The 17,192-nt window shown below is 71.4% G+C and carries 11 protein-coding genes; 5 read left to right on the forward strand and 6 right to left on the reverse strand.

The features are described from left to right. Nucleotides 1-99: 99 nt before the first annotated feature. From TNCT6_RS25415 to TNCT6_RS25430, 4 genes are all read right to left on the reverse strand, one after another. Nucleotides 100-1,731 carry a glycerol-3-phosphate dehydrogenase/oxidase gene (locus TNCT6_RS25415; RefSeq protein ID WP_141362500.1) on the reverse strand — a complete coding sequence of 544 codons (1,632 nt, stop codon included), beginning with the start codon at nucleotides 1,729-1,731 and terminating at the stop codon, nucleotides 100-102. 49 nt (nucleotides 1,732-1,780) lie between these two features. Next, on the reverse strand, nucleotides 1,781-3,340 hold the full coding sequence (glpK, locus tag TNCT6_RS25420; RefSeq protein ID WP_141362502.1) for a glycerol kinase GlpK: 1,560 nt from the start codon (nucleotides 3,338-3,340) through the stop codon (nucleotides 1,781-1,783). A 96-nt stretch (nucleotides 3,341-3,436) separates the two neighbouring features. Continuing rightward, the gene (locus tag TNCT6_RS25425) at nucleotides 3,437-4,231 is read right to left on the reverse strand and encodes an MIP/aquaporin family protein (RefSeq protein WP_141362504.1); all 795 of its coding nucleotides are present in this window, start codon (nucleotides 4,229-4,231) and stop codon (nucleotides 3,437-3,439) included. A gap of 547 nt (nucleotides 4,232-4,778) precedes the next feature. Further along, nucleotides 4,779-5,543, reverse strand: a complete 765-nt coding sequence (locus TNCT6_RS25430; RefSeq protein WP_141362506.1) for an IclR family transcriptional regulator — start codon at nucleotides 5,541-5,543, stop codon at nucleotides 4,779-4,781. Between the two features lie 299 nt (nucleotides 5,544-5,842). Between TNCT6_RS25430 and metH the strand changes: the two genes are divergently transcribed. From metH to TNCT6_RS25445, 3 genes are all read left to right on the forward strand, one after another. Continuing rightward, the gene (gene metH, locus TNCT6_RS25435) at nucleotides 5,843-9,361 is read left to right on the forward strand and encodes a methionine synthase (protein WP_141362508.1); all 3,519 of its coding nucleotides are present in this window, start codon (nucleotides 5,843-5,845) and stop codon (nucleotides 9,359-9,361) included. Nucleotides 9,362-9,597: 236 nt separating this feature from the next. Then, on the forward strand, nucleotides 9,598-10,299 hold the full coding sequence (locus TNCT6_RS25440) for an HAD family phosphatase (RefSeq protein ID WP_141362510.1): 702 nt from the start codon (nucleotides 9,598-9,600) through the stop codon (nucleotides 10,297-10,299). 420 nt (nucleotides 10,300-10,719) lie between these two features. Continuing rightward, a complete protein-coding gene (locus TNCT6_RS25445) occupies nucleotides 10,720-12,324 on the forward strand; it encodes an ABC transporter substrate-binding protein (protein WP_141362512.1) in 1,605 nt (534 codons plus the stop codon). 94 nt (nucleotides 12,325-12,418) lie between these two features. Here TNCT6_RS25445 and TNCT6_RS25450 read toward each other — a convergent pair whose 3' ends face one another. Then, a complete protein-coding gene (locus TNCT6_RS25450; protein WP_100567746.1) occupies nucleotides 12,419-13,090 on the reverse strand; it encodes a response regulator transcription factor in 672 nt (223 codons plus the stop codon). Between the two features lie 14 nt (nucleotides 13,091-13,104). Continuing rightward, complete coding sequence (locus TNCT6_RS25455) at nucleotides 13,105-14,001, reverse strand: RecB family exonuclease (RefSeq protein ID WP_301184428.1); 897 nt, start codon at nucleotides 13,999-14,001, stop codon at nucleotides 13,105-13,107. 527 nt (nucleotides 14,002-14,528) lie between these two features. Between TNCT6_RS25455 and TNCT6_RS25460 the strand changes: the two genes are divergently transcribed. Then, nucleotides 14,529-16,142, forward strand: coding sequence for a site-2 protease family protein (locus tag TNCT6_RS25460; protein ID WP_141362514.1), 1,614 nt, complete (start codon nucleotides 14,529-14,531; stop codon nucleotides 16,140-16,142). Nucleotides 16,143-16,192: 50 nt separating this feature from the next. After that, nucleotides 16,193-17,095: a tRNA (adenine-N1)-methyltransferase gene (locus TNCT6_RS25465; protein ID WP_141362516.1), complete on the forward strand. Its 903-nt coding sequence runs from the start codon at nucleotides 16,193-16,195 to the stop codon at nucleotides 17,093-17,095. The last annotated feature ends 97 nt before the right edge of the window (nucleotides 17,096-17,192 follow it).

Genomic DNA, 17,192 nt, shown 5'->3' on the forward strand with positions numbered 1-17,192 from the left:
GGTTCCCCGGACCGGCCCGGGAGGAAAACGCACAGCTCGGCGCCGCAGTCGGCACCCCTTGCGGGGGAGCCGGCCGCGGCGCCGGCCCGGCGGCTTTGCTCACTGCCCGTCGGGCCGCCTCCGGTCGAGCAGGCCCCGCACCTTTGCCCGTACCTCGTCCGTGGCCAGGCCGCGGATCGTCAGCGTCGTACGCCGGCGCAGCACGTCGTCCGCCGTCTGGGCCCACTCGTGGTCCCGGGCCCAGACGACCTGCGCCCAGATCTCCGGGGCGTCCGGGTGGACCCGCTCGCCCAGCTCCGGGTTCTCGTTGGCCAGCCGGGCGATGTCGAAGGCCAGCGAACCGTAGTGCGTGGCCAGGTGCTTGGCGGTGTCGGCCGCCATGCGCGGACCGGGCGCCGGACGGTCCACGAGGAGCCGGTGGGCGACCGCCCGCGGGTTGGCGATGCCCGGCAGCGGCAGCCGCTTCGGCAGGGAGGAGATCGGCTCGAAGTCCTCGCCCAGCGGGGCGCTCGGCAGGGACTCCAGCTTCCTCATCACCGTCCGGCCGATGTGCCGGAAGGTGGTCCACTTGCCGCCCGCCACGGACAGCATGCCGCCCCTGCCCTCCGTCACCACCGTCTCGCGCCTGGCCTTGGCGGTGTCCCCGGGGCCGCCCGGCAGCACCCGCAGCCCGGCGAACGCGTACGTGATCAGGTCGCGGTCGAGCTGCCGGTCGCGTACGGAGAACGCGGCCTCGTCGAGTATCTGGGTGATGTCCTTGTCGTCGACCGCCACATCGGCCGGGTCGCCCTCGTACTCCTCGTCGGTCGTGCCGAGCAGCAGCATGTCCTCCCAGGGGAGGGCGAAGGTGATGCGGTACTTGTCGATCGGCGTGGCCAGCGCGGCCTTCCACGGGGAGGTGCGCTTCAGCACCAGGTGGGCGCCCTTGGACAGGCGGATCGACGGCCCCGCGTTCGGGTCCTCCATTCTGCGCAGGTGGTCCACCCAGGGGCCGGTCGCGTTCAGCACCAGGCGGGCGTCCACCCCGAACTCCTCGCCGGACAGCCGGTCCCTCAGCTCGGCGCCGGTGACCCGGCCCCGGGTGAAGCGCAGACCGGTCACCTCGGCGTGGTTGAGGACGACCGCGCCCGACTCGACGGCGGCGCGGACCGTCATCAGCGCCATGCGCGCGTCGTTCATCTGGTCGTCGCCGTAGACGGCCACCGCCCTGAGGTTCTCGGTGCGCAGCTCCGGCACGTCCTGCGCGGCCCTCGCCGGGCTGAGCAGGTGGCCCACACCGTCGCCGAAGGCGGACAGCGCGGAGTAGGCGAACACGCCCGCCCCGAGCTTCGCCGCGCCGTGCGGCCCGCCCTTGTACACGGGGAGATAGAAGGTGAGCGGGTTCGCCAGATGGGGAGCCACCTGGCGGGAGACCGCACGGCGCTCGAAGTGGTTCTCCGCCACCAGCTTCACCGCGCCGGTCTGCAGATAGCGCAGGCCCCCGTGGAGCAGCTTGGAGGAGGCGGAGGAGGTGGCGCCGGCGAAGTCGCCGGCGTCGACCAGGGCCACCCTGAGACCGGACTGCGCGGCGTGCCAGGCGGTGGAGATGCCCAGGATGCCGCCGCCGATCACGAGGAGGTCGTAGGCCGCCCTCGAGAGCTGCTCCCGGGTCTCGGCACGGCTCGGGTTCGGGCCGAAGGACGGAACCGTTCCCAGGGCGGGCACGGACTGCAGGGTGGACTGACCGGTCATCGCTTGTTCTTGCTCCTCGTCAGCTTTCGTCAGCTTTCGTCGGTTTTCATCAGCTCTCGTCGTCGAGCCAGCCCATGGTCCTCTCGACGGCCTTGAGCCAGTTCTTGTACTCACGGTCGCGGATGTCCGCGTCCATGCGGGGGGTCCATTCGGCGGCCCGGCGCCAGTTGGCGCGCAGGTCGTCGGTGCTGCTCCAGAAACCGACGGCGAGACCGGCGGCGTAGGCGGCACCGAGGCAGGTGGTCTCGGCGACCATCGGGCGCACCACGGGGGCGTCCAGGAAGTCCGCGAGCATCTGCATCAGCAGGTTGTTGGAGGTCATGCCGCCGTCGACCTTCAGCGCCGTCAGCTCGACACCGGAGTCCTTGGTCATGGCGTCCGCGATCTCCCGCGTCTGCCAGGCGGTGGCCTCCAGGACGGCGCGCGCGAGGTGCGCCTTGGTCACGTACCGCGTCAGGCCGGCGATCACCCCGCGGGCGTCGGAGCGCCAGTACGGGGCGAACAGGCCGGAGAAGGCGGGCACGAAGTAGGCGCCGCCGTTGTCCTCGACCGACAGCGCGAGCGTCTCGATCTCGGCGGCGGTGGAGATCAGGCCCATCTGGTCGCGCATCCACTGCACCAGGGAGCCGGTGACCGCGATCGAGCCTTCCAGGGCGTAGACCGGCTTGTCGTCGCCGATCCGGTAGCCGACGGTGGTCAGCAGTCCGCTGTACGAGTTGATGATCTTGTCGCCGGTGTTCATCACCATGAAGGTGCCGGTGCCGTACGTCGACTTGGTCTCGCCCTCGGCGAAGCAGGTCTGGCCGAACAGGGCCGCCTGCTGGTCACCGAGCGCCGAGGCGACCGGGATGCCGCCGAGCAGGTCGCCCAGCTTGCCGCCCTTGATCTCGCCGTAGACCTCGGCGGAGGAACGGATCTCGGGCAGGATCCGCGTCGGTACGCCGATCGACTCGGCGATCTTCTGGTCCCACTCCATGGTGTGCAGGTTCATCAGGAGGGTCCGGGAGGCGTTGGTGACGTCCGTGACGTGCTTGCCGCCGTCCGTGCCGCCGGTCAGGTTCCAGATGACCCAGGTGTCCATGGTCCCGAACAGCAGGTCGCCCGCCTCGGCGCGCTCGCGCAGTCCCTCGACGTTGTCGAGCAGCCAGCGGGCCTTGGGACCGGCGAAGTAGGAGGCGAGGGGGAGGCCGGTCTCGCGGCGGAAGCGGTCCTGGCCGACGTTGCGTCCCAGTTCCTTGCACAGGGCGTCGGTGCGGGTGTCCTGCCAGACGATGGCGTTGTGGACGGGCTCACCGGTGTTCCGGTCCCACAGCACGGTGGTCTCGCGCTGGTTGGTGATGCCGATGGCCTTGATGTCGTCGCGGGTGATGCCGGCCTTCGCGATGGCTCCGGCGACGACCTCCTGCACGTTGGTCCAGATCTCGGTGGCGTTGTGTTCGACCCAGCCCGGCTTGGGGAAGATCTGTTCGTGTTCCTTCTGGTCGACGGAGACGATCCGGCCGTCCCGGTCGAAGACGATGCAGCGGCTCGAGGTGGTGCCCTGGTCGATGGCGGCGATGAAGGGCCCTTGGCCGTGGGATGCGAGGCCGGCGGTGTGGGCGTCCGTCACTGTCTGCTCCTGGGGTCCGTGGTCGATGGGGCGGGGGTACGGCGTTCGGGGTGCGGCGCGGTGCGCTGTGCGCGAGGGCTCGGAGAGCGGTGCCCGTCAGGCGAAGGCGGCGTTGTAGATGCCCGCGCCGATGGCGCCGCCGATGAGCGGGCCGACCACCGGGATCCAGGCGTAGCCCCAGTCGGATCCGCCCTTGTTGGGCAGCGGCAGCAGGGCGTGGACGATGCGGGGGCCGAGGTCACGGGCGGGGTTGATGGCGTAGCCCGTGGGACCGCCGAGGGAGAGACCGATCGAGACGACGACGAGGGCGGTGACCAGGCCGCCGAGGACGCCGAGGCCGTTGCCCTGGTCGTTCAGGCCCTGGGTGAGGACCGCGAGGATCAGCACGACGGTGCCGACGATCTCCGTGGCGAGGTTCTGCGCCGCGTGCCGGATCTCGGGGCCGGTGGAGAAGATGCCGAGGACGGGGCCCGCGCCCTTCTCCTGGGCCTCGACCGCCTTGGCGGCGGTGGTCTGGGCGCCGGGGCCGCCGACGATCTCCCGGTCGGTGAGGTGGGCGTGGAACTGGCCGTAGTAGGCCACCCAGACCAGGGTCGCGCCGATCACGGCGCCGAGCATCTGGCCGCCGAGGTAGGTCGGCACGTTGGTCCAGTCGCTGTTCTTGATGGCCAGGGCGACGGTCACGGCCGGGTTGAGGTGGGCACCGGAGAGCGGGCCCGAGATGTACACGGCCGTCATCACGGCGAAACCCCACCCGAAGGCGATGGCGAGCCAGCCGGCATTGCGGGCCTTGGAGGCCTTCAGCGTCACCGCGGCGCAGACGCCGCCGCCGAGCAGGATGAGTACGGCGGTACCGATGGTCTCGCCGATGAAGATGTCGGAGCTGGACACCCGCGACTCCTTTGTCCTTCGTCCAGAGGTAGCCGAACCCCGGGTCCCTCCGTCCGGGAGCTCGCGCCCTCGTGGGTGAGGGCGATGCCGGCCCTTGGCGTTGTCACACTCTAGCGCGTATTACCGCAAGGTGTTCGACAATGCCGACCGTTGGACGGGAGTCTCGCCTCGCACCACGCGGCCGTCAAGGCCCCCGGTACCGAAACCGCGATCGTTACTGATCGCGAAGGGTCCGGGGGGGCCGGCGCCCGGCGTGAGCGGGCGCGGTGACGGGCCGCGTGGGTGCGACGGCGGGCCGTGCAGGTCTGAGGGCAGGCCCGCGCGGGAGTGATGGCGGGCCACATGGGTGCGGAGGCCGACTGCGCGGGTGGCGGGTCGCGAGGGCACGGCGGCCGGCCGAGCGGGCATGGTGAAGGCAGTCGCGCCCAGAGGCGTACCGACCCGGTCGTAAGGGCGGGGCGCAGGGGCTCCGCCCCTGGTCGTACGGGACGTGAGCAGGGCCCCGCGCCCGGTTGCGCGGGACGCGGCCCGCGGCTTCCTGTGGCGGTCAGAAACGTCCGGCGCCCAGGTCGCGGGAGACCGCGCGGGCGCAGTCCCGGACCGCCGCGACGAGTTCGTGGCGCAACTCGCCCTCGCGGCACACCCGCTCCACGGCGCCGGTGATGCCGACCGCGCCGACCGGCATCCGCCGCCGGTCGTGAATGGGCGCGGCGATGGAGGCGACGCCCTCCCAGGTCTCCTCGACGTCGGCGGCGTAGCCACGCGCGCGCGTGAGGTCGAGGATGTGCTCGAAGTCGTCGATCCCGCACACGGTGCGGTCCGTGAACGCCTTGCGGTCGGTCTCGACCGCCTCGCTGTGCGCCACCGGGTCGTACGCCGCCAGCACCTTGCCCAGAGCCGTGCAGTGCAGCGGCTGCATCGCCCCGATCTCCAGCACCTGCCGGCTGTCGTCCGGGCGGAAGACGTGGTGCACGATCAGCACGCCGTGCTGGTGCAGTACGCCCAGGTACACGCTCTCCCCGCTGGACCGGGCCAGGTCGTCCGTCCACACCAGCGCGCGGGCCCGCAGTTCGTGGACGTCGAGGTAGGTGGTGCCCAGGCGCAGCAGCTCCGCGCCCAACTGGTACCGGCCGGAGGCCTCGTCCTGTTCGACGAAGCCCTCGTGCTGGAGGGTGCGCAGGATGCCGTGGGCGGTGCCCTTGGCGAGGCCCAGTGAGGAGGCGATGTCCGACAGGCCCAGCCGCCGCTCACCGCCCGCCAGCAACCGCAGCATCGCGGCCGCCCGCTCGAGCGACTGGATGTTCCGTGCCATCGCCGTCTTGCCTCCGTCCCCTTCGACCGCCGGCGGACGACTCTCGTCGTGGCGCCCGTTCGGCAATGCCGAACACTACCGGTCCGTGCCGATCCCCCGCCAATGGTCGGCCGTCGCCTGTCGCGCGACCCCGCCACCCGGGGTGTTCCGACCGTCATCCTCGTCCGCTTGGTGGACGCCGTGACCGTCAGGGGCCGGTCCCGGCTACCCTGGCGGCGTGCGCCTCGCCCGGGCAGCGCTGTGCTCGCTCCCGGGAACGCGCAAAGCCGACAGCCGTCGCACCCCAAGGGAGCCCCTTCATGGCCGCGTTGCCGCCGACCCCTTCCGCCGACAGCCGGACCCGTGCGTCCGCCCTGCGTGAGGCACTCGCCGCCCGTGTGGTGGTCGCCGACGGAGCGATGGGCACCATGCTTCAGGCCCAGGAGCCCTCGCTGGACGACTTCCAGCAGCTGGAGGGCTGCAACGAGGTCCTGAACGTCACCCGCCCCGACATCGTCCGTTCGGTCCACTCCGCCTACTTCGAGGCCGGCGTGGACTGCGTGGAGACCAACACGTTCGGGGCCAACCTGACCGCCCTGGGCGAGTACGACATCGCCGAGCGGGTCGCCGAGCTGTCCGAGGCGGGCGCCCGTATCGCCCGTGAGGCGGCGGACGTGTTCACCGCCGCGGACGGCCGCCCCCGCTGGGTGCTGGGCTCCATGGGCCCGGGTACGAAGCTGCCGACGCTCGGCCACACCACCTTCGCCGCCATCCGCGACGCCTACCGGCAGAACGCCGAGGGCCTGCTCGCCGGAGGCGCGGACGCGCTGCTGGTGGAGACCACCCAGGACCTGCTCCAGACCAAGGCCTCCGTCATCGCGGCCCGCCGCGCGATGGAGACCGCCGGGTACGAGGTCCCGCTGATTGTGTCGGTGACGGTGGAGACGACCGGCACCATGCTGCTGGGCTCGGAGATCGGCGCCGCGCTGACGGCGCTGGAGCCGCTGGGCGTCGACATGATCGGCCTGAACTGCGCCACCGGCCCCGCCGAGATGAGCGAGCACCTGCGCTACCTGTCCCGGCACGCGCGCGTCCCGCTGTCGTGCATGCCGAACGCCGGTCTCCCCGTGCTGACCAAGGACGGCGCGCACTACCCGCTGACGGCGCCGGAGCTGGCCGACGCGCAGGGCCACTTCGTCCGCGACTACGGACTGTCCCTGGTGGGCGGCTGCTGCGGCACCACGCCGGAGCACCTGCGCCAGGTGGTCGAGCGGGTGCGGGACCTGTCCCCGGTGGAGCGCAGCCCGCGCCCGGAGCCGGGCGCGGCCTCCCTGTACCAGACCGTGCCCTTCCGCCAGGACACGTCCTACCTGGCGATCGGCGAGCGGACGAACGCCAACGGGTCGAAGAAGTTCCGTGAGGCCATGCTCGAGGGCCGCTGGGACGACTGCGTGGAGCTGGCGCGCGAGCAGATCCGCGAGGGCGCGCACATGCTGGACCTGTGCGTGGACTACGTCGGCCGGGACGGGGTCGCGGACATGCGGGAGCTGGCGGGCCGGTTCGCCACGGCCTCGACGCTGCCGATCGTGCTGGACTCCACCGAGGTGGACGTGATCCGGGCCGGGCTGGAGCAGCTGGGCGGCCGCGCGGTGATCAACTCGGTGAACTACGAGGACGGCGACGGACCCGAGTCGCGGTTCGCGCGGGTGACGGCCCTGGCGCGGGAGCACGGGGCGGCGCTGATCGCGCTGACCATCGACGAGGAGGGCCAGGCCCGTACCGCCGAGAAGAAGGTGGAGATCGCCGAGCGGCTGATCGCGGACCTGACCGGCAACTGGGGCATCCGTGAGGAGGACATCCTCGTCGACTGCCTGACCTTCACCATCTGCACCGGCCAGGAGGAGTCCCGGGGCGACGGTGTGGCCACCATCGAGGGCATCCGGGAGCTGAAGCGGCGGCACCCGGAGGTGCAGACCACGCTGGGCCTGTCGAACATCTCCTTCGGTCTGAACCCGGCCGCCCGGATCCTGCTGAACAGCGTGTTCCTGGACGAGTGCGTCAAGGCGGGCCTGGACTCGGCGATCGTGCACGCCAGCAAGATCCTGCCGATCGCCCGCTTCGACGAGGAGCAGGTCACCACCGCGCTCGACCTGATCCACGACCGCCGCCGCGAGGGCTACGACCCGCTGCAGAAGCTCATGCAGCTGTTCGAGGGCGCCACGGCGAAGTCGCTGAAGGCCGGCAAGGCCGAGGAACTGGCCGCGCTGCCGCTGGAGGAGCGCCTGAAGCGGCGGATCATCGACGGCGAGAAGAACGGCCTGGAGCAGGACCTGGACGAGGCCCTGGAGACGCGCAAGGCCCTGGACATCGTCAACGACACCCTGCTGGACGGCATGAAGGTGGTCGGTGAGCTGTTCGGCTCGGGGCAGATGCAGCTGCCGTTCGTGCTCCAGTCGGCCGAGGTGATGAAGAACGCGGTCGCCCACCTGGAGCCGCACATGGAGAAGACCGACGAGGCGGGCAAGGGCACGATCGTGCTGGCGACCGTACGCGGTGACGTGCACGACATCGGCAAGAACCTCGTCGACATCATCCTGTCCAACAACGGCTACAACGTGGTCAACCTGGGCATCAAGCAGCCGGTCTCGGCGATCCTGGAGGCGGCCGAGGAGCACCGGGCCGACGTGATCGGCATGTCCGGGCTGCTGGTGAAGTCCACGGTGATCATGAAGGAGAACCTGGAGGAGCTCAACGCCCGCGGCCTGGCGACCGGCTACCCGGTCATCCTCGGCGGCGCCGCCCTGACCCGCGCCTATGTCGAACAGGACCTGCACGAGCTGTACGACGGGGAGGTCCGCTACGCCCGCGACGCGTTCGAGGGCCTGCGCCTGATGGACGCCCTGATCGGGGTCAAGCGGGGCGTGCCCGGGGCGAAGCTGCCCGAACTCCGGCAGCGCCGGGTGCGGGCCGCCACGGCCCAGGCGGTCGAGGAGCAGCGGCCGGAGGAGGGGCACGTCCGCTCCGACGTGGCCACCGACAACCCGGTGCCCGAGCCGCCGTTCTGGGGCACGCGGGTGATCAAGGGCATCCAGCTCAAGGAGTACGCGTCCTGGCTGGACGAGGGCGCCCTGTTCAAGGGCCAGTGGGGGCTCAAGCAGGCCCGCACCGGCTCCGGGCCCACCTACGAGGAACTCGTCGAGAGCGAGGGCCGGCCCCGGCTGCGCGGCCTGCTGGAGAGGCTCCAGACGGACGGCCTGCTGGAGGCCGCCGTGGTCCACGGCTACTTCCCCTGCGTGTCCAAGGACGATGACCTGATCATCCTGGACGACCAGGGCAACGAGCGCACCCGCTTCACCTTCCCCCGCCAGCGCCGTGGCCGCCGGCTGTGCCTGGCGGACTTCTTCCGCCCGGAGGAGTCGGGGGAGAGGGACGTGGTCGGCTTCCAGGTCGTCACCGTCGGCTCCAGGATCGGCGAGGAGACCGCCCGGCTGTTCGCCGCCGACTCCTACCGCGACTATCTGGAGCTGCACGGGCTGTCCGTGCAGCTGGCCGAGGCCCTCGCCGAGTACTGGCACGCCCGGGTGCGCGCGGAGCTGGGCTTCGCCGATGAGGACCCCGCCGACATCGAGGACATGTTCGCCCTGAAGTACCGGGGTGCCCGGTTCTCGCTCGGCTACGGTGCCTGCCCCGACCTGGAGGACCGTGCCAAGATCGCCGACCTCCTCCGCCCCGAGCGGATCGGCGTCCACCTGTCCGAGGAGTTCCAGCTCCATCCCGAACAGTCCACCGACGCCATCGTGATCCACCACCCGGAGGCCAAGTACTTCAACGCCCGCTGACCCGGGGTTTCCCCTGGTCACCGGCGCGGTCGAGAGGTCCTGCGGGACGGTGCGGAGGGCAGCGGACCGCGGACCGGCCGTCCTCGCGCGCCACCCTGGTGCCGTCGTGCGCCGATGCTGTTGCGGGCGGTTCGTGCGGGCATTTCGGTTGTGGGCGTCGTACAATTGTCGGTCCATCGCAGGCCGGTTCCCCGTGTGGGAACCGGCCTGATCGTCCCTCAAGGAGGTATGCGCGGATGACCAGCACGGTACCGGCGCTCGGAACCCGTACGGCCGAAGGCTCAGCCTTGCAGGCCGTGCTCCTGGACATGGACGGAACCCTGGTGGACACCGAGGGCTTCTGGTGGGACGTCGAGGTGGAGGTGTTCGCCGCCCTCGGACACAGGCTCGACGACTCCTGGAGACACGTCGTCGTCGGTGGTCCCATGACCCGCAGCGCGGGCTTCCTCATCGAGGCCACCGGCGCCGCCGTCACCCTCGCCGAGGTCACCACCCTGCTGAACGAGGGCTTCGAGGCCCGTATCGACGGCGCGCTGCCCCTGATGCCGGGCGCCGCACGGCTGCTGGCCGAACTGTCCGAGCAGCGGATCCCCACCGCCCTGGTCTCCGCCTCCCACCGCCGCATCATCGACCGGGTCCTGACCTCGCTCGGCCCCCAGCACTTCGCTCTGTCCGTGGCCGGCGACGAGGTCCTGCGCACCAAGCCGCACCCCGACCCCTACCTGCTGGCCGCCGCGGGCCTCGGCGCGGACCCCACCCGGTGCGCCGTGATCGAGGACACCGTCACCGGAGTCGCCGCGGCGGAGGCCGCCGGCTGCCGGGTCGTCGCCGTCCCCTCGGTCGCCCCCATCCCCCCGGCCTTCCGGCGGACCGTCGTCCCCACCCTCGAAGACGTGGACCTGTCATTTCTGCGCGGTCTGATGACAGAAATGCGCTAACCGTTCACCCAGCGTGCCAAGTCCCGCTGAAAAGGCCCACGAACCGGATGTCCGAGCGAATTCAAAGCTCGCCGTATGGCCGAATTCCGGCACTCGTTCCCCTACTTGTGCGTGTGACGTTCCCCACTCCCCGGGGGGTCGACAGCGGGTCCGGGGCGTGCTGTCCGCCCTCTCTCGGGTGCCGTGCGCGCGCCCTTGTGTCCCGTTTGGTGGAACGCTGCACGAATCCTTCCGGCGACGGGTTTCCGGTCCGTCCGCACCCGGTTCCGCTGCGTGATGGGAGTTCAACTCCGGTGGCCGCGAACGGTCCTGCGGGGGAGGACTAATCTCGTCGCGAGAACATCGACCCTGCCCCCGTGATCCGTCGCAACACCTTGCATGCCGGATACACGGACAAGACAGCTCTGGAGAAACTCGAGCATGAACCGCAAGACTTTGGTGCTGCCGGCCGTGGTCGGTCTGCTCGCGCCGGTACTCGCCGCGTGCGGCGGTTCCGACAGCGGCAGCAAGAGCGGCGACGCCATCGTCGTCGGCACCACGGACCGGTTCACCGCTTCGCAGGACGCCCCGGCGCCCGTCGACCCGGCGTACGCCTACGACGTCGGTACCTGGAACATCCTGCGCCAGACCGTGCAGACCCTGATGATCCAGCCCAAGGGCGACGGTGACCCCGTCCCGGAGGCGGCCGAGAAGTGCGGCTTCACGGACAGCGGCAACGAGCGCTACGCCTGCACCCTGCGTGAGGGCCTGAAGTTCGCCAGCGGCGAGCCCATCACCGCGGCCGACGTGAAGTTCTCCGTCGACCGCGCCATCTCCATCAACGCCGACAGCGGTGTGTCCGGCCTGCTCTCCACCGTGGACACCGTGGAGACCCAGGGCGACCGTGAGGTCATCTTCCACCTCAACACGGCCGACGCCATCTTCCCGTACAAGCTGTCGACGCCCGTCGCGGGCATCGTCAACCCCAAGGACTACGAGAAGGACAAGCTCCGCGACGGCTTCGCCGTGGACGGCTCCGGCCCGTACACCCTGAAGGCCAACGTCAAGAACGGCGAGATGGTCGACGGGGTCTTCACCAAGAACCCCAACTACCAGGGGACGTTGAAGCTCAACAACGACAAGGTGCAGATCCGCTCCTTCGCGGACGCCGACACCATGGGCGACGCGCTGGACAAGGGCGACATCGACGTCATGACCCGCAACATGTCGCCCGAGCAGATCCGCACGCTGTCGGCCGCCAAGAACAGCAAGGTCGGCATCGTCGAGACGGCCGGCCTGGAGATCCGCTACCTGGCCTTCAACACCGACGCCCCGACGGTGAAGACCAAGGCCGTGCGTGAGGCCATGGCCCAGATCATCAACCGCAGCGAACTCGTCTCCGAGGTCTACGGCACCCAGGCCGAGCCGCTGTACTCGATGGTCCCGGCCACCATCACCGGTCACTCCAACTCCTTCTTCAACCGGTACGGCGACCCCAGCGTGGCCAAGGCCCGTTCGCTGCTGGAGAAGGCCGGTGTCACCACCCCGGTGAAGCTGACGATGCACTACACGACGGACCACTACGGGCCTGCCACCAAGAAGGAGTTCGAGATCCTTCGGCAGCAGCTCAACGGCAGCGGTCTGTTCGAGGTCGACATCCAGGGCACCCCCTGGGACACCTTCCGCCCGGCGGAGAAGAAGGGTCAGTACGACGTCTACGGCATGGGCTGGTTCCCTGACTTCCCGGACGCCGACAACTACCTGGCGCCGTTCCTCGACAAGGGCAACACTCTCAACACCCCCTACGCCAACAGCGAGATCCGCAACACCCTGATCCCGCAGTCCCGTCGCCAGGCCGACCGGCTCTCCGCGTCCGCCAGCCTGACGGACATTCAGGACATCGTCGCCAGCGAGGTCCCGCTGATCCCGCTCTGGCAGGGCAAGCAGTACGTCGCCGCCCGCGACAACATCACGGGCACCGCGTACGCCCTCAACTCTTCGGCGACGCTTCAGCTGTGGGAGCTCGGCCGCGGTGTGGGCGGCTGATCCGCCACCGTCCCTACGGCGAAGGGCGCCCCTCCCGATCTTCCGGGAGGGGCGCCCTTCGCCGTTGCCTCGCGTTGCGCCGCGGGGGCCGCCGCTACTGCGCGCCGGGGCGCACCAGTCCGCTCTCGTACGCGTACACCGCGGCCTGCACGCGGTCGCGCAGCCCGAGCTTCGTCAGTACATGCCCCACATGCGTCTTGACCGTCGTCTCGCTGACGAACAGATCGGCGGCGATCTCCGCGTTGGACAAGCCGCGCGCCACCAGCTTCAGCACCTCCACCTCACGGTCGGTGAGGGTGTGCAGTGTGTCCGGCACCTGCTCCTCCCCGGAGGGCAGATGTGTGGCGTACTTGTCCAGCAGCCGGCGCGTGATGCTCGGCGCCAGCATCGCCTCGCCGGCCGCGACCACCCGGATCGCCTGCACCAGCTCGTTGGCGGGCGCGTCCTTGAGCAGGAAGCCGCTCGCGCCGGCACGCAGCGCCTCCACCACGTACTCGTCGAGGTCGAAGGTGGTGAGGACCAGCACCTTCGCCGGACCGTTCCGTTCCGGTCCGGTGATCTGCCGGGTCGCCTCCACGCCGTCCATCCGCGGCATGCGGATGTCCATCAGCACCACGTCGGGCTGAAGGGCCCGTACCTGGTCCAGGGCCTGCAGACCGTCTCCGGCCTCGCCCACGACCGCGATGTCCTGCTCGGCCTCCAGGATCATTCGGAACCCGGTGCGCAGCAGCGGCTGGTCGTCGACCAGTAGGACGCGGATGGCCACGTGAGTCTCCTTCGCTAGTCCGGCCCCATTCTGCCCTGCGCCGCCGTGCCGGACTCCGCCGCCCTCACCGGCAGCGGGTAGGGCGGGGGAGTACCGCCGAACTCCGGGCAGTGGGCCTGGTGGTCGCACCAGCCGCACAGCTTGGTGGGGCGCGGCCGCCAGTCACCGGTCTCGGTGGCCAGCCGGATCGCCTCCCACAGCGCCAGCAGCTTGCGCTCCACCCGCTCCAGGTCGGCGGGGACCGGGTCGTAGGTCAGTACGTCGCCGCTGCCCAGGTACACCAGTTGCAGCCGCCGCGGGAGGACCCTCTTCAGCCGCCACACCACCAGGGCGTAGAACTTCATCTGGAACAGCGCGCCCTCGGCGTACTCGGGGCGGGGCGCCTTGCCCGTCTTGTAGTCGACGATCCGCACCTCGCCCGTGGGCGCCACGTCCACCCGGTCGATGATCCCGCGCAGCGTCAGCCCCGAGTCCAGCTCCGCCTCGACGAACAGCTCCCGCTCGGCGGGCTCCAGCCGGGTCGGGTCCTCCAGCGTGAACCAGCGCTCCACCAGCCGCTCCGCCTCCGCCAGCCAGCGCGCCAGCCGCTCGCCGCCGGTGTCGTCCGCGAACAGCTCCACCAGCTCGGGCCGCGCCTCGCGCAGCCGCTGCCACTGGCCCGGGACCAGTTCCTTGGCCCGTGGCGCGGTCCGCTCCCCGGCGGGCGCGTCGAACAGCCGCTCCAGCACGGCGTGCACCAGCGTGCCCCGCGTCGCGGCCTCACTCGGCTTCTCCGGCAACCGGTCGATCACCCGGAACCGGTACAGCAACGGACACTGCATGAAGTCCCCGGCCCGCGAGGGAGACAGTGAACTGGGCGGTGCGACAGCCCGGCGGCCCTCCACGCCCGAGCCCCCGTCGCCGCCCGGCACGTCCGCACCCGGCGCCGCGGCCGCCTCGCGTCCGCCTGGCGCCGCGCCATCCGCCACGGGACGGCCGACGCCCTCCTCGCGCACATCCGCTCCACCACCGTCCGGACCGCCCGCACCGCCCGCGGCCACAGGGCCCGCGTCGCCCCCGCCGGCCGCCGCAGCGTGCGCCGCGCCGGTCGTCGTGTCCTGCCCGGCGGCCGCCTGTGCGGGGACCGTCGTCCGCGCCGCGTCCGGCGGCCGAGCCGTATCCGGCGCGGGCTGCAACTCGGCGGCCCGCGGCGCGCTGTGGCGTGACCGGGCCGGTCCGACGGCGTCGTGCGGGGTGCCGGGCTGGCCCTCCGTGCTCGTCTCCATGCACCAGACCCTACGGCCCACCACTGACAGTGACCCGGGGACGGTCATGTTGTGTGCGAAGCGGGGAAAACACATGGGGTGCCGGGCGTGACCGGTTGCCACGGCCGCATACCATCGACCCGAGACCTTCCGGCCGTCAGGCACGGAAGACGTGCTTCGAACAAGGGGACACCGTGGACGTGAGCGGCGGGAGCGGACAGCCGCGTTCCGGCAAGGACGAGTCGGCAGATCGCCGCACGGGCCCGGTGGACCCGGCCCCCGACTCCGTGGGCCCGGGCGCCGAGCCGGCCGACGCGGCCCCGCCCGAGCCGGCCTCGCCGACCGCCACCCCTGCCCCCGCGGCGGAGGGCGGGACGGAGGAGACGACGGAGACGACGGGGGAGACGGAGGAGCGGGACCGTTCCGGCGACACCCCGTCCCAGCCGCCCGTCACCGACGACCTCCGCTCCGACGCCCACCCCGAGCGCGCCTACGCCCACGGCGGTGACCCGGCCGCCGGACGCGAAGCCGGTACCCGTCCCGAGGGTCCCGCCCCCGCTCCCGGCGACCGCACGCGTCCCGAGTCCCACCCCGACCGCACTCTCGCCCGTTCCGGGACCGGACAGGAGCCGCCGCGGCGCCCGAGCGACCTCAGGGGCGGGCTCCTCATGGGGCGGCCCTTCGGGGTGCCCGTGTACGTGGCGCCCAGCTGGTTCCTCGTGGCCGCGCTGATCACCTGGGTGTTCGGCGGACAGCTCGACCGGGTGCTGCCCGAACTCGGCGCGGCCCGCTACCTCGTCGCCCTGTTCTTCGCGGTCGCCTTCTACGGCTCCGTCCTCGTCCACGAACTCGCCCACACCATCGCCGCCCTCCGCTTCAAGCTCCCGGTCCGGCGTATCCAGCTCCAGTTCTTCGGCGGCGTCTCCGAGATCGAGAAGGAGGCCGAGACCCCCGGCCGCGAGTTCGTCCTGGCCTTCGTCGGCCCGCTGCTGTCGCTGATCCTCGCCGGTGTCTTCTACGCCGCCCTGCGGCCCCTCGAGCGCGGCACGGTCGCCGGTGTCCTGCTGGCCGGCCTGATGATCTCGAACCTCATCGTGGCCGCCTTCAACCTGCTGCCCGGTCTGCCCCTCGACGGCGGCCGCATGCTCCGCGCCGTCGTCTGGAAGATCACCGGCAGGCCGATGAGCGGCACCGTCGCCGCCGCCTGGGTCGGCCGCGCGCTCGCGGTCGCCGTCCTGATCGGGCTGCCCCTGGTCACCCAGTCCGGCGCCCTCGGCCCCACCGCCGAGGACAGCGTCGGCATGGGCACCGTCACCAACGCCCTGCTCGCCGCCATCCTGGCCGCGATCATCTGGACCGGCGCCGGCAACAGCCTGCGCATGGCCCGGCTGCGCGAGCACCTCCCCGAACTGCGCGCCCGTGCCCTCACCCGCCGTGCCGTACCGGTCGAGGGCAACACCTCCCTGGCCGAGGCCCTGCGCCGCGCCAACACCGCCGGCGCCCGCGCCCTGGTCGTCGTCGACGGCCACGGCGAGCCGCTCTCCCTCGTCCGCGAGTCCGCCATCGTCGGCGTACCCGAACACCGCCGCCCCTGGGTCTACGCCAGCGAACTCGCCCAGGAGCTCACCGACGGCATGCGCGTCTCCGCCGAACTCGCCGGAGAGGACCTCCTCGACGTGCTCCGCGCCACCCCGGCGACCGAGTACCTCGTGGTGGAGGAGACCGGCGAGATCTACGGCGTGCTGTCCGCGGCCGACGTGGAGCGCGCCTTCGTGAAGGCCATGGCCCGCCCGTCGGCCTCCGCGTAGGGCCCGTCAGCGTGGTCGGAGGGCCCGTCGGGGACCGGTAGGCTGGTCACATGTCCGAACCGACCGGTGCCGCCCGCCGCCGCGGGCCCTTCAAGGTCGGGGACCAGGTACAGCTGACCGACCCCAAGGGCCGCCACTACACGTTCACGCTCGAAGCAGGGAAGAACTTCCACACCCACAAGGGTTCCTTCCCGCACGACGAACTGATCGGCGCACCCGAGGGCAGCGTTGTCCGCACCACCGGCAACGTCGCCTACCTCGCGCTGCGCCCCCTGCTCCCCGACTACGTCCTGTCCATGCCCCGCGGGGCAGCCGTCGTCTACCCCAAGGACGCGGGGCAGATCCTCGCCTTCGCCGACATCTTCCCCGGCGCACGCGTCGTGGAGGCCGGCGTCGGCTCCGGCTCGCTCAGCAGCTTCCTGCTGCGGGCCATCGGCGACCAGGGCATGCTGCACAGCTACGAGCGCCGCGCCGACTTCGCCGAGATCGCGCAGGCGAACGTGGAACGCTACTTCGGCGGCCCCCACCCGGCCTGGCAGCTCACGGTCGGAGACCTCCAGGACAACCTCTCCGACACCGACGTCGACCGTGTCATCCTCGACATGCTCGCCCCCTGGGAGTGCCTGGAGGTTGTCTCCAAGGCGCTCGTCCCCGGCGGCATCCTGTGCTGCTACGTCGCGACGACCACCCAGCTCGCCCGGACCGTGGAGTCCATCCGCGAGATCGGCTGCTTCAACGAGCCGACCGCCTGGGAGACGATGATCCGCAACTGGCACATCGAGGGCCTGGCCGTCCGCCCGGACCACCGCATGATCGGCCACACCGGCTTCCTGCTCACCGCCCGCCGGCTCGCGGACGGCGTCGAGCCGCCCATGCGCCGCCGCCGCCCCGCGAAGGGCGCCTACGGCGAGGACTACGAGGGCCCCAACGCCGACGGCGGCGCCGCCCGCTGACGCGTCCCGCCGCGCACGCAACACGGGCGCCGTGGCGGAGTTCCCGGCAACCACCGGGAACTCCGCCACGGCGCCCTCACGTTGCCCCCACCCCGCC

Origin of the sequence: Streptomyces sp. 6-11-2, from assembly GCF_006540305.1 — a bacterium.
Classification (GTDB): Bacteria; Actinomycetota; Actinomycetes; order Streptomycetales; family Streptomycetaceae; genus Streptomyces.

Bases quoted from the DNA above. Each gene is read 5' to 3' on its own strand.
- TNCT6_RS25415 (WP_141362500.1), bottom strand. From the start codon at position 1,731: ATGACCGGTCAGTCCACCCTGCAGTCCGTGCCCGCCCTGGGAACGGTT.
- TNCT6_RS25430 (WP_141362506.1), bottom strand. From the start codon at position 5,543: ATGGCACGGAACATCCAGTCGCTCGAGCGGGCGGCCGCGATGCTGCGG.
- TNCT6_RS25445 (WP_141362512.1), top strand. From the start codon at position 10,720: ATGAACCGCAAGACTTTGGTGCTGCCGGCCGTGGTCGGTCTGCTCGCG.
- metH (WP_141362508.1), top strand. From the start codon at position 5,843: ATGGCCGCGTTGCCGCCGACCCCTTCCGCCGACAGCCGGACCCGTGCG.
- TNCT6_RS25440 (WP_141362510.1), top strand. From the start codon at position 9,598: ATGACCAGCACGGTACCGGCGCTCGGAACCCGTACGGCCGAAGGCTCA.
- TNCT6_RS25465 (WP_141362516.1), top strand. From the start codon at position 16,193: ATGTCCGAACCGACCGGTGCCGCCCGCCGCCGCGGGCCCTTCAAGGTC.